8 protein-coding genes, 2 rRNA genes and 1 riboswitch (1 of these 11 running past the window's edge) are annotated in these 18378 nt (G+C 36.0%); of the genes, 5 read left to right on the forward strand and 5 right to left on the reverse strand.

All coding sequences use genetic code 11. The features are described 5' to 3' along the window. The 3 genes from OQ292_RS12035 to OQ292_RS12045 form a co-directional block, all read left to right on the forward strand. Positions 1-2380, forward strand: a 23S ribosomal RNA gene (locus OQ292_RS12035) (it extends 437 nt beyond the left edge of the window). 45 nt (positions 2381-2425) lie between these two features. Further along, positions 2426-2537: ribosomal RNA gene (rrf, locus tag OQ292_RS12040) — 5S ribosomal RNA — on the forward strand. Between the two features lie 217 nt (positions 2538-2754). Then, positions 2755-4092: a transposase gene (locus OQ292_RS12045; protein ID WP_284682082.1), complete on the forward strand. Its 1338-nt coding sequence runs from the start codon at positions 2755-2757 to the stop codon at positions 4090-4092. A gap of 269 nt (positions 4093-4361) precedes the next feature. Here OQ292_RS12045 and OQ292_RS12050 read toward each other — a convergent pair whose 3' ends face one another. The 5 genes from OQ292_RS12050 to recJ all read right to left on the reverse strand — a co-directional run bounded on the left by OQ292_RS12050 (position 4362) and on the right by recJ (position 11733). Then, positions 4362-5555 (reverse strand): homoserine dehydrogenase, encoded by a 1194-nt coding sequence (locus tag OQ292_RS12050; RefSeq protein WP_284682379.1) that lies wholly within the window; start codon positions 5553-5555, stop codon positions 4362-4364. Continuing rightward, a complete protein-coding gene (gene metX / locus OQ292_RS12055) occupies positions 5548-6591 on the reverse strand; it encodes a homoserine O-acetyltransferase MetX (RefSeq protein ID WP_284686004.1) in 1044 nt (347 codons plus the stop codon). The genes OQ292_RS12050 and metX overlap by 8 nt, the downstream gene beginning before the upstream one ends. 60 nt (positions 6592-6651) lie before the next feature. Then, positions 6652-7956 (reverse strand): O-acetylhomoserine aminocarboxypropyltransferase/cysteine synthase family protein, encoded by a 1305-nt coding sequence (locus OQ292_RS12060; RefSeq protein ID WP_284682380.1) that lies wholly within the window; start codon positions 7954-7956, stop codon positions 6652-6654. 256 nt (positions 7957-8212) lie between these two features. Continuing rightward, positions 8213-8317, reverse strand: a riboswitch (SAM riboswitch). A 148-nt stretch (positions 8318-8465) separates the two neighbouring features. After that, the gene (gene dacB, locus OQ292_RS12065; RefSeq protein ID WP_284682381.1) at positions 8466-9953 is read right to left on the reverse strand and encodes a D-alanyl-D-alanine carboxypeptidase/D-alanyl-D-alanine endopeptidase; all 1488 of its coding nucleotides are present in this window, start codon (positions 9951-9953) and stop codon (positions 8466-8468) included. 40 nt (positions 9954-9993) lie between these two features. After that, the gene (gene recJ, locus OQ292_RS12070) at positions 9994-11733 is read right to left on the reverse strand and encodes a single-stranded-DNA-specific exonuclease RecJ (RefSeq protein ID WP_284682382.1); all 1740 of its coding nucleotides are present in this window, start codon (positions 11731-11733) and stop codon (positions 9994-9996) included. Between the two features lie 456 nt (positions 11734-12189). Between recJ and OQ292_RS12075 the strand changes: the two genes are divergently transcribed. Continuing rightward, positions 12190-17211 carry a T9SS type B sorting domain-containing protein gene (locus tag OQ292_RS12075; RefSeq protein WP_284682383.1) on the forward strand — a complete coding sequence of 1674 codons (5022 nt, stop codon included), beginning with the start codon at positions 12190-12192 and terminating at the stop codon, positions 17209-17211. 48 nt (positions 17212-17259) lie between these two features. Then, positions 17260-18339: a PorP/SprF family type IX secretion system membrane protein gene (locus OQ292_RS12080; RefSeq protein WP_284682384.1), complete on the forward strand. Its 1080-nt coding sequence runs from the start codon at positions 17260-17262 to the stop codon at positions 18337-18339. The last annotated feature ends 39 nt before the right edge of the window (positions 18340-18378 follow it).

The following is an 18378-nucleotide window of genomic DNA, read 5'->3' on the forward strand; positions in this document are numbered from 1 at the left end:
ATCCGGCAAGGCTAAATACATCTGGAAGACCGATAGTGAACCAGTACCGTGAGGGAAAGGTGAAAAGTACTCCAAATAGGAGGGTGAAATAGTACCTGAAACTGTACGCCTACAAGCGGTAGGAGCGGTTTATACCGTGACTGCGTGCCTTTTGCATAATGAGCCTACGAGTTACACTTCACTGGCAAGGTTAATATTTTAAGGATAGCAGCCGGAGCGAAAGCGAGTCTGAATAGGGCGCGAAGTCAGTGGAGGTAGACGCGAAACCTAGTGATCTACCCATGTCCAGGATGAAAGTTCGGTAACACGAACTGGAGGTCCGAACCAGTACACGTTGAAAAGTGTTTGGATGAGGTGTGGGTAGGGGTGAAAGGCCAATCAAACTAGGAAATAGCTCGTACTCCCCGAAATGTTTTTAGGAACAGCCTCAATTGATGTTTACCGGAGGTAGAGCTACCGATTGGACTAGGGGGTGTCACAACCTACCGAATCCAGACGAACTCCGAATGCCGTTAAATTAGATTGGGAGTGAGGGTAAGGGTGCTAAGGTCCTTATCCAAAAGGGAAACAACCCAGACCATCAGCTAAGGTCCCCAAGTGTATGCTAAGTTGATCAAAGGAGGTTCAGCTACAGAGACAGCCAGGAGGTTAGCTTGGAAGCAGCTATTCCTTTAAAGAGTGCGTAACAGCTCACTGGTCGAGTGGCAGGGCATCGATAATAATCGGGCATAAGTATACCACCGAAGCTATGGTACCGCAAGGTAGGTAGGGGAGCATTCCATCGGCGTTGAATGAGTATTGTGAGATATTCTGGAGCTTATGGAAAAGCAAATGTAGGCATAAGTAACGATAAGGCGGGTGAGAACCCCGCCCACCGATAGACTAAGGTTTCCCAGGCAATGCTAATCAGCCTGGGGTTAGTCGGGACCTAAGGCGTACCCGCAAGGGGAAGTCGATGGACAACAGGTTAATATTCCTGTACTTGCACAGAATAAAAGTGACGAGTTGTACGATAATGTGCGTACTGACGAAATAGTACGTTAAAGGCTACGGCTGAAAGTACTGCAAAACTTCGGTGGCGCAGATAATCATTAGACTATGGCTCCAAGAAAAGCGACTGCTGCAACCCGTACCGTAAACCGACACAGGTAGTCAAGGAGAGAATCCTAAGGTGCTCGAGTGATTCACGGCTAAGGAACTAGGCAAAATAGTCCTGTAACTTCGGGAGAAAGGACGCCTCCCTCGCAAGAGGAGGCCGCAGTGAAAAGGCCCAGGCGACTGTTTAACAAAAACACATGGCTTTGCGAACTCGAAAGATGAAGTATAAGGCCTGACACCTGCCCGGTGCTGGAAGGTTAAGGGGGGATGTTAGGGGTAACCCAAAGCATTGAACCGAAGCCCCAGTAAACGGCGGCCGTAACTATAACGGTCCTAAGGTAGCGAAATTCCTTGTCGGGTAAGTTCCGACCTGCACGAATGGTGCAACGATCTGGGCACTGTCTCAGCCGTGAGCTCGGTGAAATTGTAGTATCGGTGAAGATGCCGATTACCCGCAACGGGACGGAAAGACCCCATGAACCTTTACTGCAGCTTAACATTGGTATCGGGCAAGAAATGTGTAGGATAGGCGGGAGACTGTGAAGCGGTGTCGCTAGGCATCGTGGAGTCACTGTTGAAATACCGCCCTTTTCTTGTCTGGTGTCTAATCCTTATGGGAGACATTGTTTGGCGGGTAGTTTGACTGGGGTGGTCGCCTCCAAAAGAGTAACGGAGGCTTTCAAAGGTACCCTCAGTACGGTTGGTAATCGTACGTAGAGCGCAATAGCAAAAGGGTGCTTGACTGTGAGGCCAACAAGCCGATCAGGTAGGAAACTAGGATATAGTGATCCGGTGGTACCGCATGGAAGGGCCATCGCTCAAAGGATAAAAGGTACTCTGGGGATAACAGGCTGATCTCCCCCAAGAGCTCATATCGACGGGGAGGTTTGGCACCTCGATGTCGGCTCGTCACATCCTGGGGCTGGAGAAGGTCCCAAGGGTTGGGCTGTTCGCCCATTAAAGTGGCACGCGAGCTGGGTTCAGAACGTCGTGAGACAGTTCGGTCCCTATCTGTTGTGGGCGCTAGAAGCTTGAGAGGATCTGACTTTAGTACGAGAGGACCGAGTTGGACGAACCTCTGGTGTACCTGTTGTGGTGTCAGCTGCATTGCAGGGTAGCTATGTTCGGAAGGGATAAGCACTGAAAGCATCTAAGTGCGAAACCCACCTCGAGATGAGGCTTCTATATAAGGGTCGTCAGAGACGATGACGTTGATAGGCTGCAGGTGTAAAGTCAGAGATGGCAAAGCCGAGCAGTACTAATTACCCGATAACTTCCAAGACCGAAATTGTATTATTTTAGCTTGTTTACAGTATGTAAAGATTTTAATGGTGATGATAGCGCAGGTGTTCACCTCTTCCCATTCCGAACAGAGAAGTTAAGCCCTGTAGCGCCGATGGTACTGCATTAAACTGTGGAAGAGTAGGTAATCGCCAATCTTTTATTATATATATAAACCCTTCATATCTTTTAAGATCTTGAAGGGTTTTTTATTTGTATACTTAGGCCTTACCTTTTAAATAAAAGGGATTGAAAATCAAGGTTTTAAATGCATTAATGTATAAAATAAAACCCCGCAATTAGCTAATAAAAGCTTTTTTCGGGGTTTTTGATTTGTTAAATTGTAGTGTCTAATCACAATTAACACTACAATATATGAGAGATCAACAGCTTTTCCAACCACAAGATTACTTAACTCCAAAATGGTATTTATTTAAGAGTAGTAAATTGGGTAATGTTTATGATAGCATCCCTTGGGAACAACTTTCTGCATGTCTGCCTAAGAAAAATAAAGGCCCTGGTGCTCCTAGCTGGTTTTCGCCTCAGGGCATGTTTGGCTTAATGTTTCTAAAAGCCTATTTAAACCTGAGTGATGAAAAGCTCATAGCACGCTTTAATACCGATTGGAGCCTTCAGCTATTTTGCAATAAATTGCTACAGGATCATCAAAAGATTAAGGATAAGGCCATTTTAAGTCGAATCAGGACGTATATGGCGGACCATACTGATTGGCAACAACTTCAAGAGGTACTACTCCAACACTGGAAAACAGACATGCATAATACGCATGTGCTCTTAATGGATGCTACTTGTTATGAGAGTTATATTCGTTTTCCTACCGATGTTAAGCTGCTCTGGGAGAGCTGCCAATGGGTGTTTGAAAAGCAGCTTTACAGATACTGTAAAATATTAGGAGTAAAACGACCTGGCTCCAAATATATAGATCAAAAGCGCATGCAGATGTCTTATGATCGTAGTCGTAAAAAGACATATAAAGCTGGTCGCAAGCGTAAAAAGTCATTGATATATCTACTATCCAAAGGATTGGGGCAACTGCAATGCCTACTTAACGAAAATCCACAAATACAGCTTCACTTACATGAGAGAACATATCTAAAAACTATAAAGAAGATAATCGAGCAACAGCAATTCTTGCAGCAGCATCCAGCTAAAGAATTGAAAAACAGGATTGTATCACTTCCCAAGGCTTATGTTAGGCCGATAGTGCGAGGTAAAGAAGCTAAAAGGGTTGAGTTCGGAATGAAGGCACACCTGCTTCAGGTGGATGGTATCTGCTTTATCGATACCATGGAGTTCCGCGCTTTTAATGAAAGTACCAGACTGAAATTAAGTAGTTTAAAACATAGATCGATATTTGGCTCACTTCATCAACTAGGAGCAGATCGCATTTACGCCACCAACAAAAACAGGAAGTATTTAACAGAAAAGAAGATATTTACCTGCTTTCCAAAGAAAGGTCCTAAAGTAAACAACCCTGCTGAAAGCCAACTCAGAAGTCTCATCTCTAGCCAAAGAGCCACGGTGATGGAGGGAAGTTTTGGCGTGCATAAAACAGCTTATGGCCTCAATAAGATCAAGGTTAAAGGAGAAAAACGAGAAATGATACACGTTTTTTTCGCAGTTATGATGGCCAATGCCGTTAAGATCAGCAAAAGGAAATCAGAACAAGCCCCTCTACTTCAGGCCGCCTAAACCTAAAGCTGAAAAGCCTATGGGATGAGTGTGTCTATACTATCCAAAAGCAATATTTTCCAGTTTTATCAATAGGATTACTCACAGTATTGTACTTTTTAAATAGTCCAAAACAGCAGGTACCAAGATTTGAAACAAAAAAAAGCTGAACTTTATCTATCCAACTCTTATTTTTTATTGGTCTTAATCAATTTTCAAGGAGGCCCTAACAAAAAAAGCTACCCTGAAAAGGATAGCTTACAATTGTACTTTTATATGAAAATCAATTATTAGATAATATTCTCTCCTATATTACAAATGAATTGAATATCTTCTTTGTGGTCTGTTAGCAACTTTGAAAGTGCAGTAATACTGATCTTACCTATTACATATTTGTTATCAGGGTTTTCAAATTTCTGATGAACAGCTTCGAAGTATTCAGAGATAGTTAAATCTTTAATGAATCTAACATATGTAGTAAGATAAATATCATTACTATAGCTGTATTGTAACTCCTTGTGAGTTTTATGGTATTCGTATTTATAGTCATATGCATTGGCTGCAATATCAGATAAGACAGCTGAACCAGTTGGATATCCTCCAGCACCTTTCCCGCTATAAAACTGTCTGTCAGAAAAAGCTGCTTCTACAATTACACCATTAAATTCTTGGTCAACAAGGAATAAGTTTGATTGTTGATTTACAAATTCTGGGATTACATACATACTAATTGTATTATCAGAGTTTTTGAAAACTCTTGACATCAATTTTATCTTCCAGTTTTTTTCTTTGGCAAATTGAATATCAAAAGAAGATATTCCTGCAATACCGTAGTTAAAAATCTTCTCTGGATGTATGTAAACACCAAAGCTATGTGCAGCTAATATTATTAATTTGAATTTTGCATCAAAACCTTCTACGTCAAGTTTTGGATTTGATTCTGCAAAACCTAGTTCTTGGGCCTGTTTTAAAGCTTCACTATATTCTAGGGATTCTGACTGCATCTTAGATAGGATGTAGTTAGATGAGCCGTTAAAAATACCTTCAACAGAATAAAGAAGCTCACTTACATAGTATTCTTCAATGGTTCTGATGATAGGAATACCAGCACAAACAGATGCCTCGTATAAAATTGATTTTCCAGTTTCTAATTGAAGGTTAACTAATTCTTCAAAGTTTTCTGCAAGTAATTTCTTATTAGCAGTAACTACATTTTTACCATTTTTAAGTGCAGTCGTAATGATTTTATATGCATCTTCTGCATTATCGATTAACTCAACAATTAAATTAATTTCATCATCGAATAAAATTTCCTCTGCATCAAAAGTAAAATGCTTAGCTGGCAAAGATCTTTTTTTCTCCCTGTTTTTAACAGCAATTTTTTTTATTTCAGCATTAATTCCAGTGCTCTGGCTTAATACTTTGTAAAGGCCTTGTCCAACTACTCCAAAACCAAACAGGCCAATTTTTACGCTCTTACCCATGTATTAATTGCTTTTTTTCTTTCTGCTTATAAAATGTTCTAATGCTTTTATCTAGTTGATTCATTTCAACTAAAAAGCCATCATGTCCGTATGTTGAATTGATTTCTTCATATGTAACATTTCTTATTCCTCTCACAATTAGTCTTTGTTCAGGTATAGGAAAAAGTATATCTGTAGTAATTCCAATTACTTGTGTGTATGCTTTTATTTGAGACAGTGCATTCATAATACTACCTCTACCTCTGGCAATATTATGGGTATCCATCGCATCAGAAAGTACCCAGTATGAAAATGCATTAAATCTTTTTGCTAATTTTTCTCCCTGATAACGCTGATATGAAGAAGCTCTATAAGTTTCTTGTAGATCGTTAGTCTCTTCGAATTGCGTTTTTTCATATGTTTCATAGTTTCTATACGATAACATCGCAATAGCTCTGGCAGCTTTCATTCCTTCATTCCCTGCGTCTGGATGATCATTGTGCCATGTAGGATCAGCGCTAATAGCCATTCTTTGTGTTTCATTAAATGCAATTCCCCAAGGAGAGTGTTTTGCATTAGATGACATCAGAATCATATTATCAAACAAATCTGGATGGGTAACTGCCCATTCTAATGCTTGTTGTCCTCCAAGAGAGCCACCAGTTAATGTGTGAATTTTTTCGATTTTTAAATGTACTCTTAATATTTCGAGAGTAGCAACAATATCACGAATAGTAATTTTAGGGAATGTATGGAAATATGGTTTACCTGTGTTTGGATTAATAGATAATGGACCAGTAGAGCCATAACAAGAACCTATTACATTCACACAAATTACATAATGTTCTTCAGGATTAAAAAGGCAGTTTTCACCAAAAAGTCCTCCCCACCATGCAGACACATTGGAATTCCCGGTAAGAGCATGGCAAACCCAAACGATATTTGATCTGTCTTTATTAATTTTTCCAAAAGTACAATATCTGAGTGAGAAACTAGGGAGCATTTCTCCTGACTCAAGTTGAAACTCATTGTTATAATGGAAAGTATGTTCCTGCATCATCGTATATAATTTAGAAGAATTACTCCAAAAACTAATTTGAAGTAATTCTGTTGTTAATTAATTAAACGCTTTTGCAAAAGCTTGTTCAATATCAGCTTTGATATCGCTAATATGCTCAAGTCCTGCTGAAATTCTTAATAAGCCGGGCGCAACACCAGAAGTTAATTGTTCTGCATCTGAAAGTTGCTGATGTGTAGTAGACGCTGGATGAATTATAAGTGTTTTGGCATCTCCTACGTTTGCTAAGTGGCTGATTAATTCAAGGTTGTCTACAAATGTTTTGGCTTTTTCTCTATCTCCTTTGATAATGAAAGATAATACACCTCCAAAACCATTTTTGAGATATTTCTTAGCTAGTTCATAATAAGGGCTATTCTCAAGCCCTGGGTAATTTACTTTTTCTACATATTGGCTATCAGAAAGCCATTTTGCAAGTTCTAATGCATTATCTACATGTCTTTGCACTCTTAAAGAAAGAGTTTCTAAACCTTGTAGTAATAAGAAAGAATTAAATGGACTTAATGCTGGACCAAAATCACGAAGACCCTCTACTCTTGCTCTAATAATAAAGGCAATGTTGCCAAATGGTCCATCTGCACCAAATACTTCCCAGAAATTTAATCCATGATATCCTTCAGATGGCTCAGTAAATTGAGGGAATTTTCCGTTACCCCAGTTAAACTTACCAGAATCTACAATTACACCTCCAATAGAGGTGCCATGTCCACCAATCCATTTTGTAGCAGAAGCTGTTACAATAGATGCACCATGTTCAATAGGACGGAATAAATAACCACCAGCACCAAATGTATTATCTACTATCAAAGGAATATTATTAGCATCTGCTAGCTTAGCAATGGCTTCAAAATCTGGAATATTAAATTCTGGGTTACCAATTGTTTCCAGATACAAAGCTTTAGTTTTCTCATCAATCAACTTCTCAAAACTTGCTGGGTTATCACCATCTGCAAACCTAACATCAACACCAATTCTTTTAAAAGCTACTTTAAACTGGTTGTAAGTACCACCATATAAAAATGAGGTAGATACGATATTGTCTCCTGCATTAGCAATGTTGTTAATTGCAAGAAACTGAGCTGATTGACCAGAAGCTGTTGCCAATGCTGCTACTCCACCTTCTAAAGCCGCAATTCTTTTTTCAAAAACATCATTTGTAGGATTCATAATCCTTGTATAGATGTTTCCAAATTCTTTTAAAGCAAACAGGTTAGCTCCGTGATCAGAGTTTTTAAAGTTATAAGAAGTAGTCTGGTAAATAGGTACTGCTCTCGCTCCAGTTGTAGGGTCTGGCTCTTGTCCTGCATGTAGTTGTAAAGTTTCGAATTTCAGTTTCTCTGACATTATAATATTGTTTATTAATTAAAAAATGGGAATAGAATAGCTAGTGTTGTGATTAGAGTCGAATATCCTTAAAAAGAAATATACAAAGACGGGAATCTTAGCAACAACAACAAAAATTGCACATGTAACACATGCAAAATACTGTTGTAAATGCCATTTGTTGTAGTGATGAGCAATTGGTTGAAAACTGCTTTAAGAAAGTGCTATTAAGCTTTTGGGTGTTTGGGTTTTTAGAAAAATTCATCATTGTAATTGTTATTTATATTTCCTAATTAATTAGGCCAGGAATTAGCACCTTTCCTTACCTGGAAGGTTGCTAGAGGGTCTTAGAGCCTGCTCTCTCACCTCTTCTTTATAAACCAATTACTTTTCCTAAGAAAAGAATAGTGTAATTGAATTTAGGTTATAACTTGAATTCCGCTTTTAAAATTCCAAATTATGCGACAAAGCTAAGAAATTATTTTTTAAAAATACCTATTAATTTTGTGATAAATACTCCCAGTGTTTGCTCAAAGTCTTACAAGCAAATCAAAAATATTTTCTATATCTCCAGATAAATCTCTGTATGATTTTGCATGATTGTTTATCAATAAGCTAAATACAAGTTTTTTACCTGAGTAGGTTTCTGCAATGCCCGTATAGGCACGTACATTTTTTATATAACCACTTTTAGCTCTTATCTTTCCTTCAGATATATTTCCTTTAGAGAGACTTTTTAATGTGCCTGTTTTACCTGCAATTGGCAGAGAGTTATAAAAGAAGTTGCCTTCATCATGAGAAAAAGTATATTTAATAACTTGTGTAAGTGTTTTAGATGAGATGGCATTAAATCTGGAAAGTCCGCTGCCATCTTCCATATATACACCTTTCATATTGATTCCTTTTTCTTCCCAAAAATCAATTACAGCTTGTGTACCATCTTTAAAAGTACCTTTGTTTTCCAGTTTGTAGCCAATCATTTTTAGCATGGCATCTGCATAGAGATTCACACTTTTATAATTAGTTCTTTTGATAATTTCAGCAAGGTTCTCTGATTGATAAGTGTATATTTCTTCGATATTTGGCTTAGCGGGTGCAGTGGTTTTTCTAAGCACTTCAATATCAGAAGATATTAAAATACCCTTAGCTTCTAGTGTTTTTCTGAAATATTGAACACAAAATAAAGCTGGGTCTGGCATAGCACCTTTTATCATAAACCTTCTTTGGTTGGGTGGGAGTGTACCTCTTACAATGCGATTATAGCTATAAGGAGCACCATAAATATAAGCATTGTCTCCACTACCTTTTTTACCAGTTAATACTTCGTTTTCTATATGTAAATTGGTAACACTAGGTGCGATTTCAACAATCTTTGTCGGATCGTCTATGTTTATTCCTGTTTGAAAATAAATACTGTATTGATTTTCATGAATAGATAAACCTGAAGGGCCGGCACCGTAATAATTACCAATATCTTCCCATATCCATGTATCAGAAATTAGCTTACTTTCAAAAATGGAAGCATCGCCAATTAATTTACCTTCAATTTTTTTTATGCCTTTTTCTAAAATTCTATTTGCTAGGAAATCCATTAAAGAAGGCATGTTATCACTACCAAAAGTTGGGTCGCCACCGCCTATTATGTACAAATCGCCATGTAAAGTGCCTTGTTCATCAACAGTTCCGGAATAAGTTATTTTGGTTTCGAACTTAAATTCAGAACCTAGCACCTGTAATGCAGTAGCAGTGGTAAGGGCTTTCATTGTAGAAGCGGTAGCCAAAGAAATATCTGGCATATAAGCCACTACTGTTTCTGCTGAGTCTAAATTCTCTACATATAAACTTAGTGAGGTACCAGTCATCTCAGGATCTGTTAGGAGTTTGGCGACCTCATTTAAAATTTCGCTTTCGGTTACAGGCTCTGGTGCAAATGCTATTTGTTTTTCTTCTGGTGCTTTGCAAGAAAAAGTAACAAGGATAATGTTGATAAATAAAAAAATCTGTGTATGTAATTTCATAGAAAAAATGCTGGTGTTAAATGAAGATCGCTTAACTATATTAGTTTGATGGCGACGCTTCTAATGGGTGTTCCAATCGAGTTTTAATGTCTTTAATCATTAACTGTAATGTTACCTTTCCTTTGTATTCATTCTTCTCAATAGTATAACAAATGTAGAAAGGTGCTCCATCTCTGGACATTAGTTCTCTATAAAACTCTCCAAAATTAAATGCAATTGCATCCAAACAAAAACTAGTTTCCTTTTGCCTTACTGTAAGCTTTAAATGCTTTTCTTTTAACAGTCTTATTTTACCTTTATCACAAACTACTTCCGAAACAAAAACAGGCCTTAGGTTTTCAGGGCCAAATGGAGACATCTGTTCTATAATCTTGTAAAAATTCCAAGTAATCTGGCTAAGATCAAGTTGAGCATCTATTTCAATCTTTGGAATTAATTGATCAGGCAAAATAGTTTCACTTACTACTTTTTCAAATTGATGAGCAAATGCAGGTACTTGATCGATTTCCAATGTAATTCCCGCTGCATATTTATGACCACCAAACTGAATTAAATGCTTAGAACAGGCAGCAATTGCTTCGTGAATATCAAAATCTTTTACAGATCTGGCAGAACCAGTCGCTTTACCATTAGAAGATGTGATAATGATTGTAGGTCGGTAACACTTTTCTATACACCTTGAAGCGACAATACCGATAATACCTTTGTGCCAATCGTCTTTAAATAATACAGTAGTCTTACCATAACTCGTACCTCCACAGTCCATCATGGCGAGCGCTTCATTGGTAATTTGTTCATCATAAATTTTTCTAGTATCATTTTTCTGATGAACATCCTTAGCACTTTCTAATGCTTCTTCTAATGTTTGTGTAATAAGTAACTTAACTGCTTGATTGGCATGAGAAATTCTTCCTGCGGCATTAATTCTTGGTCCGAAGCCAAAAACAACATTGCTAACAGTGAGATTTTGTGGTAAACCAGCCAATTGTTTTAGCGCATGATAAGCTGGGCGTGGAGTATTATTAATTTGATCAAGACCAAACTTAGCGATAATACGATTTTCACCAGTTACAGGAACAATGTCGCAAGCAATACTTACAGCAGCATAATCCATGTAATTAAAAGCTTCTTCTAAATTCAATTCTTGATAAATTGTATAAGCTTGAATTAGTTTAAAGCCAATAGCACAACCAGTAAGTTCTTTATAAGGATAAGAGCAATCTACTTGTTTGGGGTTAAGAATAGCAGTGGCCTCAGGTACAGTTTCTCCGGGTTTATGGTGGTCGCAAATAATAAAATCTAATCCTAAAGAATTTGCATATTCAACTTTGTCAATTGCTCTAATACCACAATCAAGGGCAATTATAAGTGAGCAACCTTCACTTGCAGCATAATCAATCCCTCTTTTTGAAACGCCATAACCTTCTTGGTATCTGTCTGGCACATAGTAATCTATATGGTTGTAAAACTTTTTAAGGAAGGAGTACATCAACGAAACTGCAGAAGTTCCATCTACATCGTAGTCGCCATAAATAAGAATTCTTTCTTCATTTTCAATTGCTTTTTGCAATCTTTCAACTGCAATTTGCATATCTTTCATTAAGAACGGATCGTGCAAATCTTCCAGTTTAGGCCTGAAAAAAGCTTTGGCTTTTTCAAAACTATCAATACCTCTTTGGGCTAAAATAGCTCCCAAAGGTTTGCTTACATTTATTTCAGAGCAGAGTTTTTCTACTATTTCTTCATCAGGTATCTCTTTAACAATCCATCGCTTATACATAATTCTTATACTTTTCTATTAAAGCTTTCAACAAAATTACCCTACTGAATACTTGTGGTATTTACCAATTCTAAAATAAAATTATAGATTTAGTATTAAATGCAAAACCATACCTAAGAACTTCTTTGTAAGTAATCTTTAAACTTGTTATAAAAATAATTGTAAAAAAAGGATTATTTTTTGCTAATTGGTTCGTACAGGATAACAAGCAAATAAAACGAATAGAGCGTATATTTATAAATGTTAAGTATAGCATGTACTATTAAATTACATTTTAATAATACCTTTCTGTAAATTTGTTCTTGATTATAGTAAAAATTACTTCAGGAATCTGTGTTGAAATACCTGCTTGATTTCTTTAATGGCACATTGTAATGCTGGTAAATCGGCTAAAAATTTAACTTACAAGGTGGATAAACTCACTTTTGTGATTATTACTTTTTTGATAAATAAACAATGATATATAAATACCTTCAACCAATCCTTATTAGAGATTATATGCAAAGAGTAAAAGGAGCCTACTTTTTTCTTTTCTTTATTACTGCTTTTTACTTACAACTTTCTACGGCTTATAGTCAAGATTGTACTAATAAAACAGATTATGATATTTTAGTAGAAATTGCTGCTCGGTTTGCAGAGAAAACTGGAGATATTTATGAGTTTCCTAATGGGCAACAGTGGGATTTAAATGCAGCCAGATCAACTTGGAAAGGTGTTACATTAGATGCAACTGATGCTACTATTGTGACTGAATTGCAGCTGAATAATTTCGGTATTGAGGGTAAAATTCCTGTTAATATTGGCTGTCTTACCAATCTACAAACTTTAAACTTATCAGGCAATTCATTTAATGGTTCAATACCTACTGAAATTGGTAATTTAACAAACCTGTATACACTTAATTTGTCTGATAATCAGCTTTCAGGCTCTATTCCAGAAGAAATATTTACCAAACTTACGAGCCTTACCAGTCTTAATTTATCTAATAATCATAAAGATGATGAATCTGGCTTATCTGGTTCTATTCCATCTGTTGAATATAAAACATTATTTTTATCTGAATTAAATCTTAATACTAATAAAATAACAGGAAGTATACCTGCCTCATTTGAACAATTAGATAATCTCGTTAATGTATATATCATTAATAATGAAATTTCAGATATTTCTCAAATAGATTTTTCAGCAATGAATAGTTTGAAAGACTTTTATCTTTCTAACAATCTAATTACAGATCTACCAGAAAACCTGAGTTTTCCTACCTCTTTGCAAAAACTATATTTATCGAACAATAAGCTCACTTTTAAAGATTTTATTCATCCTACAAATGCAAATTTACAAGTAATTACAGATGTTGCTACAAATGTATTTTATCCTCAACTATTAGTTGGTGAAGAAAGAACTGTAATAGTGAATGAGGGTGAGACTGCCCTATTAGATTTTGAAGTTGATGAAGAGTTAACCGATGTAGACTATGTCTGGTATAAAGATAATGTTGAGTCCCATACATCAAAAGTAAGTGCTTTTGAAATACCAACTGTTCAACTTACAGATGCTGGAGAATACTATTTTACTTCTACACATAATAGTGTTTCAGACTTAGAGCTACAAAGCGAAAAAATCACCTTAAAAGTTCTTGGTGCTTGCGCCGATGAAGATAAAAATGCACTCTCAAAAATTTATGATGCCACTAATGGAGCTGCTTGGGAAACTCCTTGGGATATGAATGGAGATGTGGCTGATTTTGATGGAGTAACTGTAGACCAAACTACTGGATGTGTAACAGGCTTAGAACTTATTGCTCAAAATCTACATGGTGAACTTCCTATTGAAATAAACGAGATAGCTAATCTAAAATCTCTAGTAATTGAAAGCAGCGAAAATCTAAATGGAGAATTACCTTTAGTTATCAACTCCATAATAGAAGATATAAAAGTTACAGGAACTTCTATTGAAACTGTTGATCTCCAAGTACAAGATGCTACAAACATTCTTCAAGTACTTGATCTAAGTAATAATGCCTTAGAAGAATTACCAGATATAAGTACCTTATCCCTTCCAAATATCTCAGAAATTAAAGTGGAAGGCAATCAACTTACTTTTGAAGATATTTTGCCCTATAAAGATATCATCACTTCTTATAGCCCTCAAGATAGTATTGGTAATACAGACAATCCAGTAATATTAATTGGTGGAGATTATACATACCAATTGCCTTTTTTCGATCAGAGTCTGCCTACTGAAAGTAAATTTGTATGGTATAAAAACGGTCAGGTATTCTCAGAAGATAGTAGGGATTTAGTACTTACCAAGTTGGCACAAGAAGATGAAGGCGAATACTATTGTGAAATTACTAATGCAGATGTAAGTGATTTAACTCTCTACTCAAGAAAAATCACCCTTTCTGTTAAAGATGACTGTTCGACAGCCGATTATGAGGCTCTAAAAGCTATTTACGATGCTACAGATGGTTTAAACTGGACGTGGAACGATGTAAATAATGCTTGGGATTTTAGCAATGATGCAGCAAGTACTGATATGTCAACTTGGGAAGGATTGATTTTTAATACAGATGGTTATGGTTGTCTAACTGGATTAGTATTACAAAATAAAGGAATGAATGGAATCTTGCCAAGTGATATTGGCTCCCTTATCAATCTTGATTCATTAGTAATTACAGGTAATATTGCTTTAACAGGTTCAATACCATCTGAAATAAGCCTAATTGAAAATCTTATACATTTAGATTTATCTCAAAATTCACTTTCTGGCAATATACCAAGTGGAGTAGGTGAATTAACTCAATTAGAAAAACTATTATTAGGTTATAATGCATTGTCTGGTGAAATTCCCCAAACTATTAGTCAACTAGAGTTTTTACATAAACTAGATTTATCTAATAATACTTCAGATGGAAATGGTTTAAGTGGAAATATACCAGATGAACTTTTTGAATTGACTTATCTAGATACATTAAACCTAAGTGTGAACAAGTTTAGTGGGCAATTGTCAGAAATGTTTTCACAGTTAAATGCATTAAAGTATTTAGATTTATCTAATAATCAATTAGACGGAGAATTACCTTCTGGTTTGTTTGATGTTGCAACTCTTGAAGGTCTCAATCTTCATTCTAATAATTTCACAGGTGCAATTCCTGGCCAGCTTACCCAGCTGATAAATTTACAAGAACTTAGATTAAACGCTAATGAGTTAGAAGGTGATTTACCAGTGGGAATATCGAATATGCCATTAACTTGGTTGTTACTCAATGAAAATAAATTAACAGGTCTTGGTGATGCGGCAAATATATCTGGTACTCCATTTATTAATGTTGCAGATAATGCCTTAACTTTTGAAGATCTATTGCCTTTTACAAACCCTCCCCTTGATTATGAGCCGCAAGATAGTGTTGGAGTTAAACAAGTTCAGTTATTAACTGTAGGTCAGACATATACATTTGATTTAGATATAGATGATGGTATATCTACTAATATTTATTCTTGGAAAAAAGATGGTAGTATCATTGATCAAACAAGTGAAAATATTTATGTCATAGAAAATGTAACAGAAGATGACGCTGGTGTATATACATGTGAAGTAACGAACTCTTATGTTGTTGGGTTAACATTATATAGTAGAGAGTTTATACTCGAAACAGAAGGAAGCAGTGGAAGTGAATTATCTATAGAAGGTGATACAGTAGTATGCCCAGGTCCATCTAGTAGTTATAGTTATACAGTTTTAAATAGTTCAGGTGATATTACTTGGTCTTTAGATCCCCAAAACGGTGGAAACCTTTCAAATACCAGTAGTGAGACTATAGATTTAACAATTTATGGAGAAGGTACTTATGAGTTACAGGTAACTGATGCTGTTTCAGGAGAAACGGCATCAATAACAATTAAAGGCCAAAGCACTTTTGATTCACCTACAGTAGAGTACCAATCTGTTATTATAGTAGGTCAACCATTTGAAGATATCGTAGCTGTTGGAGTATCTAATGCTGAATTCAAATGGTATTTTAATGGTGAAGAAATTGCTACTGGAGAAGTATTTAATCCAGGTGATATTGCAAACAATGGCTTCTCTAATACAGATGCTGGTTATTATGATTTTGAAGTTGTTCAAACTAGTCCAGGAGGTCTTTGCCAAAGTAATGCCACTCAATTTAGGCTGAGAATTGTAGAAGTTACATTAGATGCCCCTGAAAATCTTGTGGCTGAGTATCAGGAAGAGGATGGTACAGTATTATTAACTTGGGAATATTCATCACAAGTTATAGTAGATAATGTAATTATTGAGAGGTCTGTAAATGGTACAGATAATTTCGAACAAATTGCTGTAGTAGAATATGATGGTACTAATACTTATGTAGATAGTTCTGATTTAGAAGAAAACACTGAGTACTATTATAGAATTAGATTAGCAAACTTTAATGATAATGTAGCTTCTGAGTATAGTAATATTGCTGGTGTATCTACAGATGGAAGTATTGAAGTGAATACTCCACCTTATCTTACTAATATTTCTTTAACTGGGGAAATGAATAAAGAATTAGTAATAAGTAGCGAAGAATTTATTGACGCGTTTTTTGATTCAGATGGAGACACATTAGTAAGTGTGATAATTACAACTTTACCAGAAAATGGAACTTTATATTTAGGAGATATTGAGTTAACTAGACAAGAAATAATAAGTGTTTCTGCATTAGAAAACTTAGTTTTTATTCCAGATGAAGATTGGACAGGAGAAACATCATTTACTTATTCTGCAAGTGATGGAAAAGACCAAGCTTTAGAGTCTGCAATAGTAAATATAACCATAACAGAAAATGCTGTAACCGATCCTATTGACCTGATTATAAGTGGAGCTGTTGAGCCTAATAATATTACTATCGGTACAGATGTTACTTTCGATATTATTGTTGAAAATACTGGAGAAGCTACAGCAGGTTCATTTAATGTACAAGTATATTTTTCATCAGATTCACTATTATCAAATGATGATCTTGCTGCATTGAACATACGTGTTGATTCTCTAGCAGCAGGAGAAGTTTATGAATTATCTCAAGTACTAACAATACCTGACGGCTTTCCTGAAGGAGACTATTTAGTACTGCTCTATGTTGACAGTAACTTAGAAGTGGATGAAGAGGATGAAGAAAATAATTTAGTGGTTTTAGGTATCACAATCTCCGAGATTATTCCTGATCCTGTAGTGCCTAATATAATTACACCAAATGGAGATGGTTACAACGATTATCTTCTAATCGAAAACTTAGAATACTACCCTGAAAACAGACTTCAGGTTCTAGATAAATGGGGCAAAGAGATATTTGTCGTCGAAAACTATCAAAATGACTGGGCGGGTACAGATAGCAATGGAATGGCATTGCCAGCTGGAAATTACATGTGTGTGTTTACTGTAGTGGATGTTGATACCAAGACATTTACTGAAGTTTTAACCATCATTAAATAGCAATAATTTAAAAGTGCAGTTGAAAACCACCCTTAAAAACCAAAGCATATGAAGAATTTTCTATTATATATTTTATTTGTCTGTTTAGTTGCAAGCGAAACAAAAGCACAAGAACTGCCGATCTTCAGTCAGAAATTCAACAACGGATTAATATACAATCCTTCGCAAGCTGGTTTGTATGGTGGTGCTGTAGACCTAAGTTACCAAAACCAATGGTCGGGGCTAGACAGGTCAATCACTAATTTATATGCAGGAATTCAAAATCATTTTGCTGGTGGTAGAGTGGGTGTTGCAGCTAATGTTTTTAGAGAAAAATTCAATTTGTTAGGTACTAACTTTGTATCTGGTGCTGTTGCTTACCACCTGCCATTAGGAAATAATTCAGGGCTTTCAATGGGAGTATCTGCTGAATATGCTAATGTAAATCTAGATTTAAGCGATGCCAAAATAGCACAGGAAAGCGATCCTCTTATTCTTAATTTTCCTGGTTATAACCATGTAGATTTTAACTTTGGTTTTACTTTAACCTTGCAGCAGTTTCAACTTGGAGCGAGCTCTGTTCGCTTTACAAATATGCTTACAAGTGAAGAAACTCCCGAAAAAGATTATTTCCCAACGATGTTTACTGGTAGTGCATCTTATAGATTATTATTTATGGACGATGGCACTTGGTTAGAACCAAGAGTAAATTATAGATATATAGATAATCATACAGATATTTTTGATGCCGGATTATACTTCACTTATCGTAACTTAATTACAGCAGGAGCTTCGTATAGAACAAATTCTACAATTACAGCAGGTGTAGGTGTACATCTGCAAAACTTCACTATTGCATACTCTCGCCAATCCCTTTCTAATGAGTACTCAAGCGATTTAGGTGGTACAGATGAGATTTCCCTTCGATTTACCTTTAATGAGAACCTAAATTTCTATGGTGCTGCAGGAGCAGGGCGTAGAGGTGCTGGTGCTTTAGGGGGAACTCGATACAACAATTCTTCTAATAAGTTAATGAACAGAACCACCTCAAAACCTAAACGCAATCTGTCTGACTTAAAAGAAAGAAGGAAAATGAGACACTACAAAGGCAAATACAAGAAGCTTATAAAGAGGAAGAAAAATAATTAAGTATTTTTTCTTTTAGAAAATCTTTAAATCCTGAAGATT

It is taken from the genome of Chondrinema litorale (genome assembly GCF_026250525.1).
Lineage (GTDB): Bacteria > Bacteroidota > Bacteroidia > Cytophagales > Flammeovirgaceae > Chondrinema > Chondrinema litorale.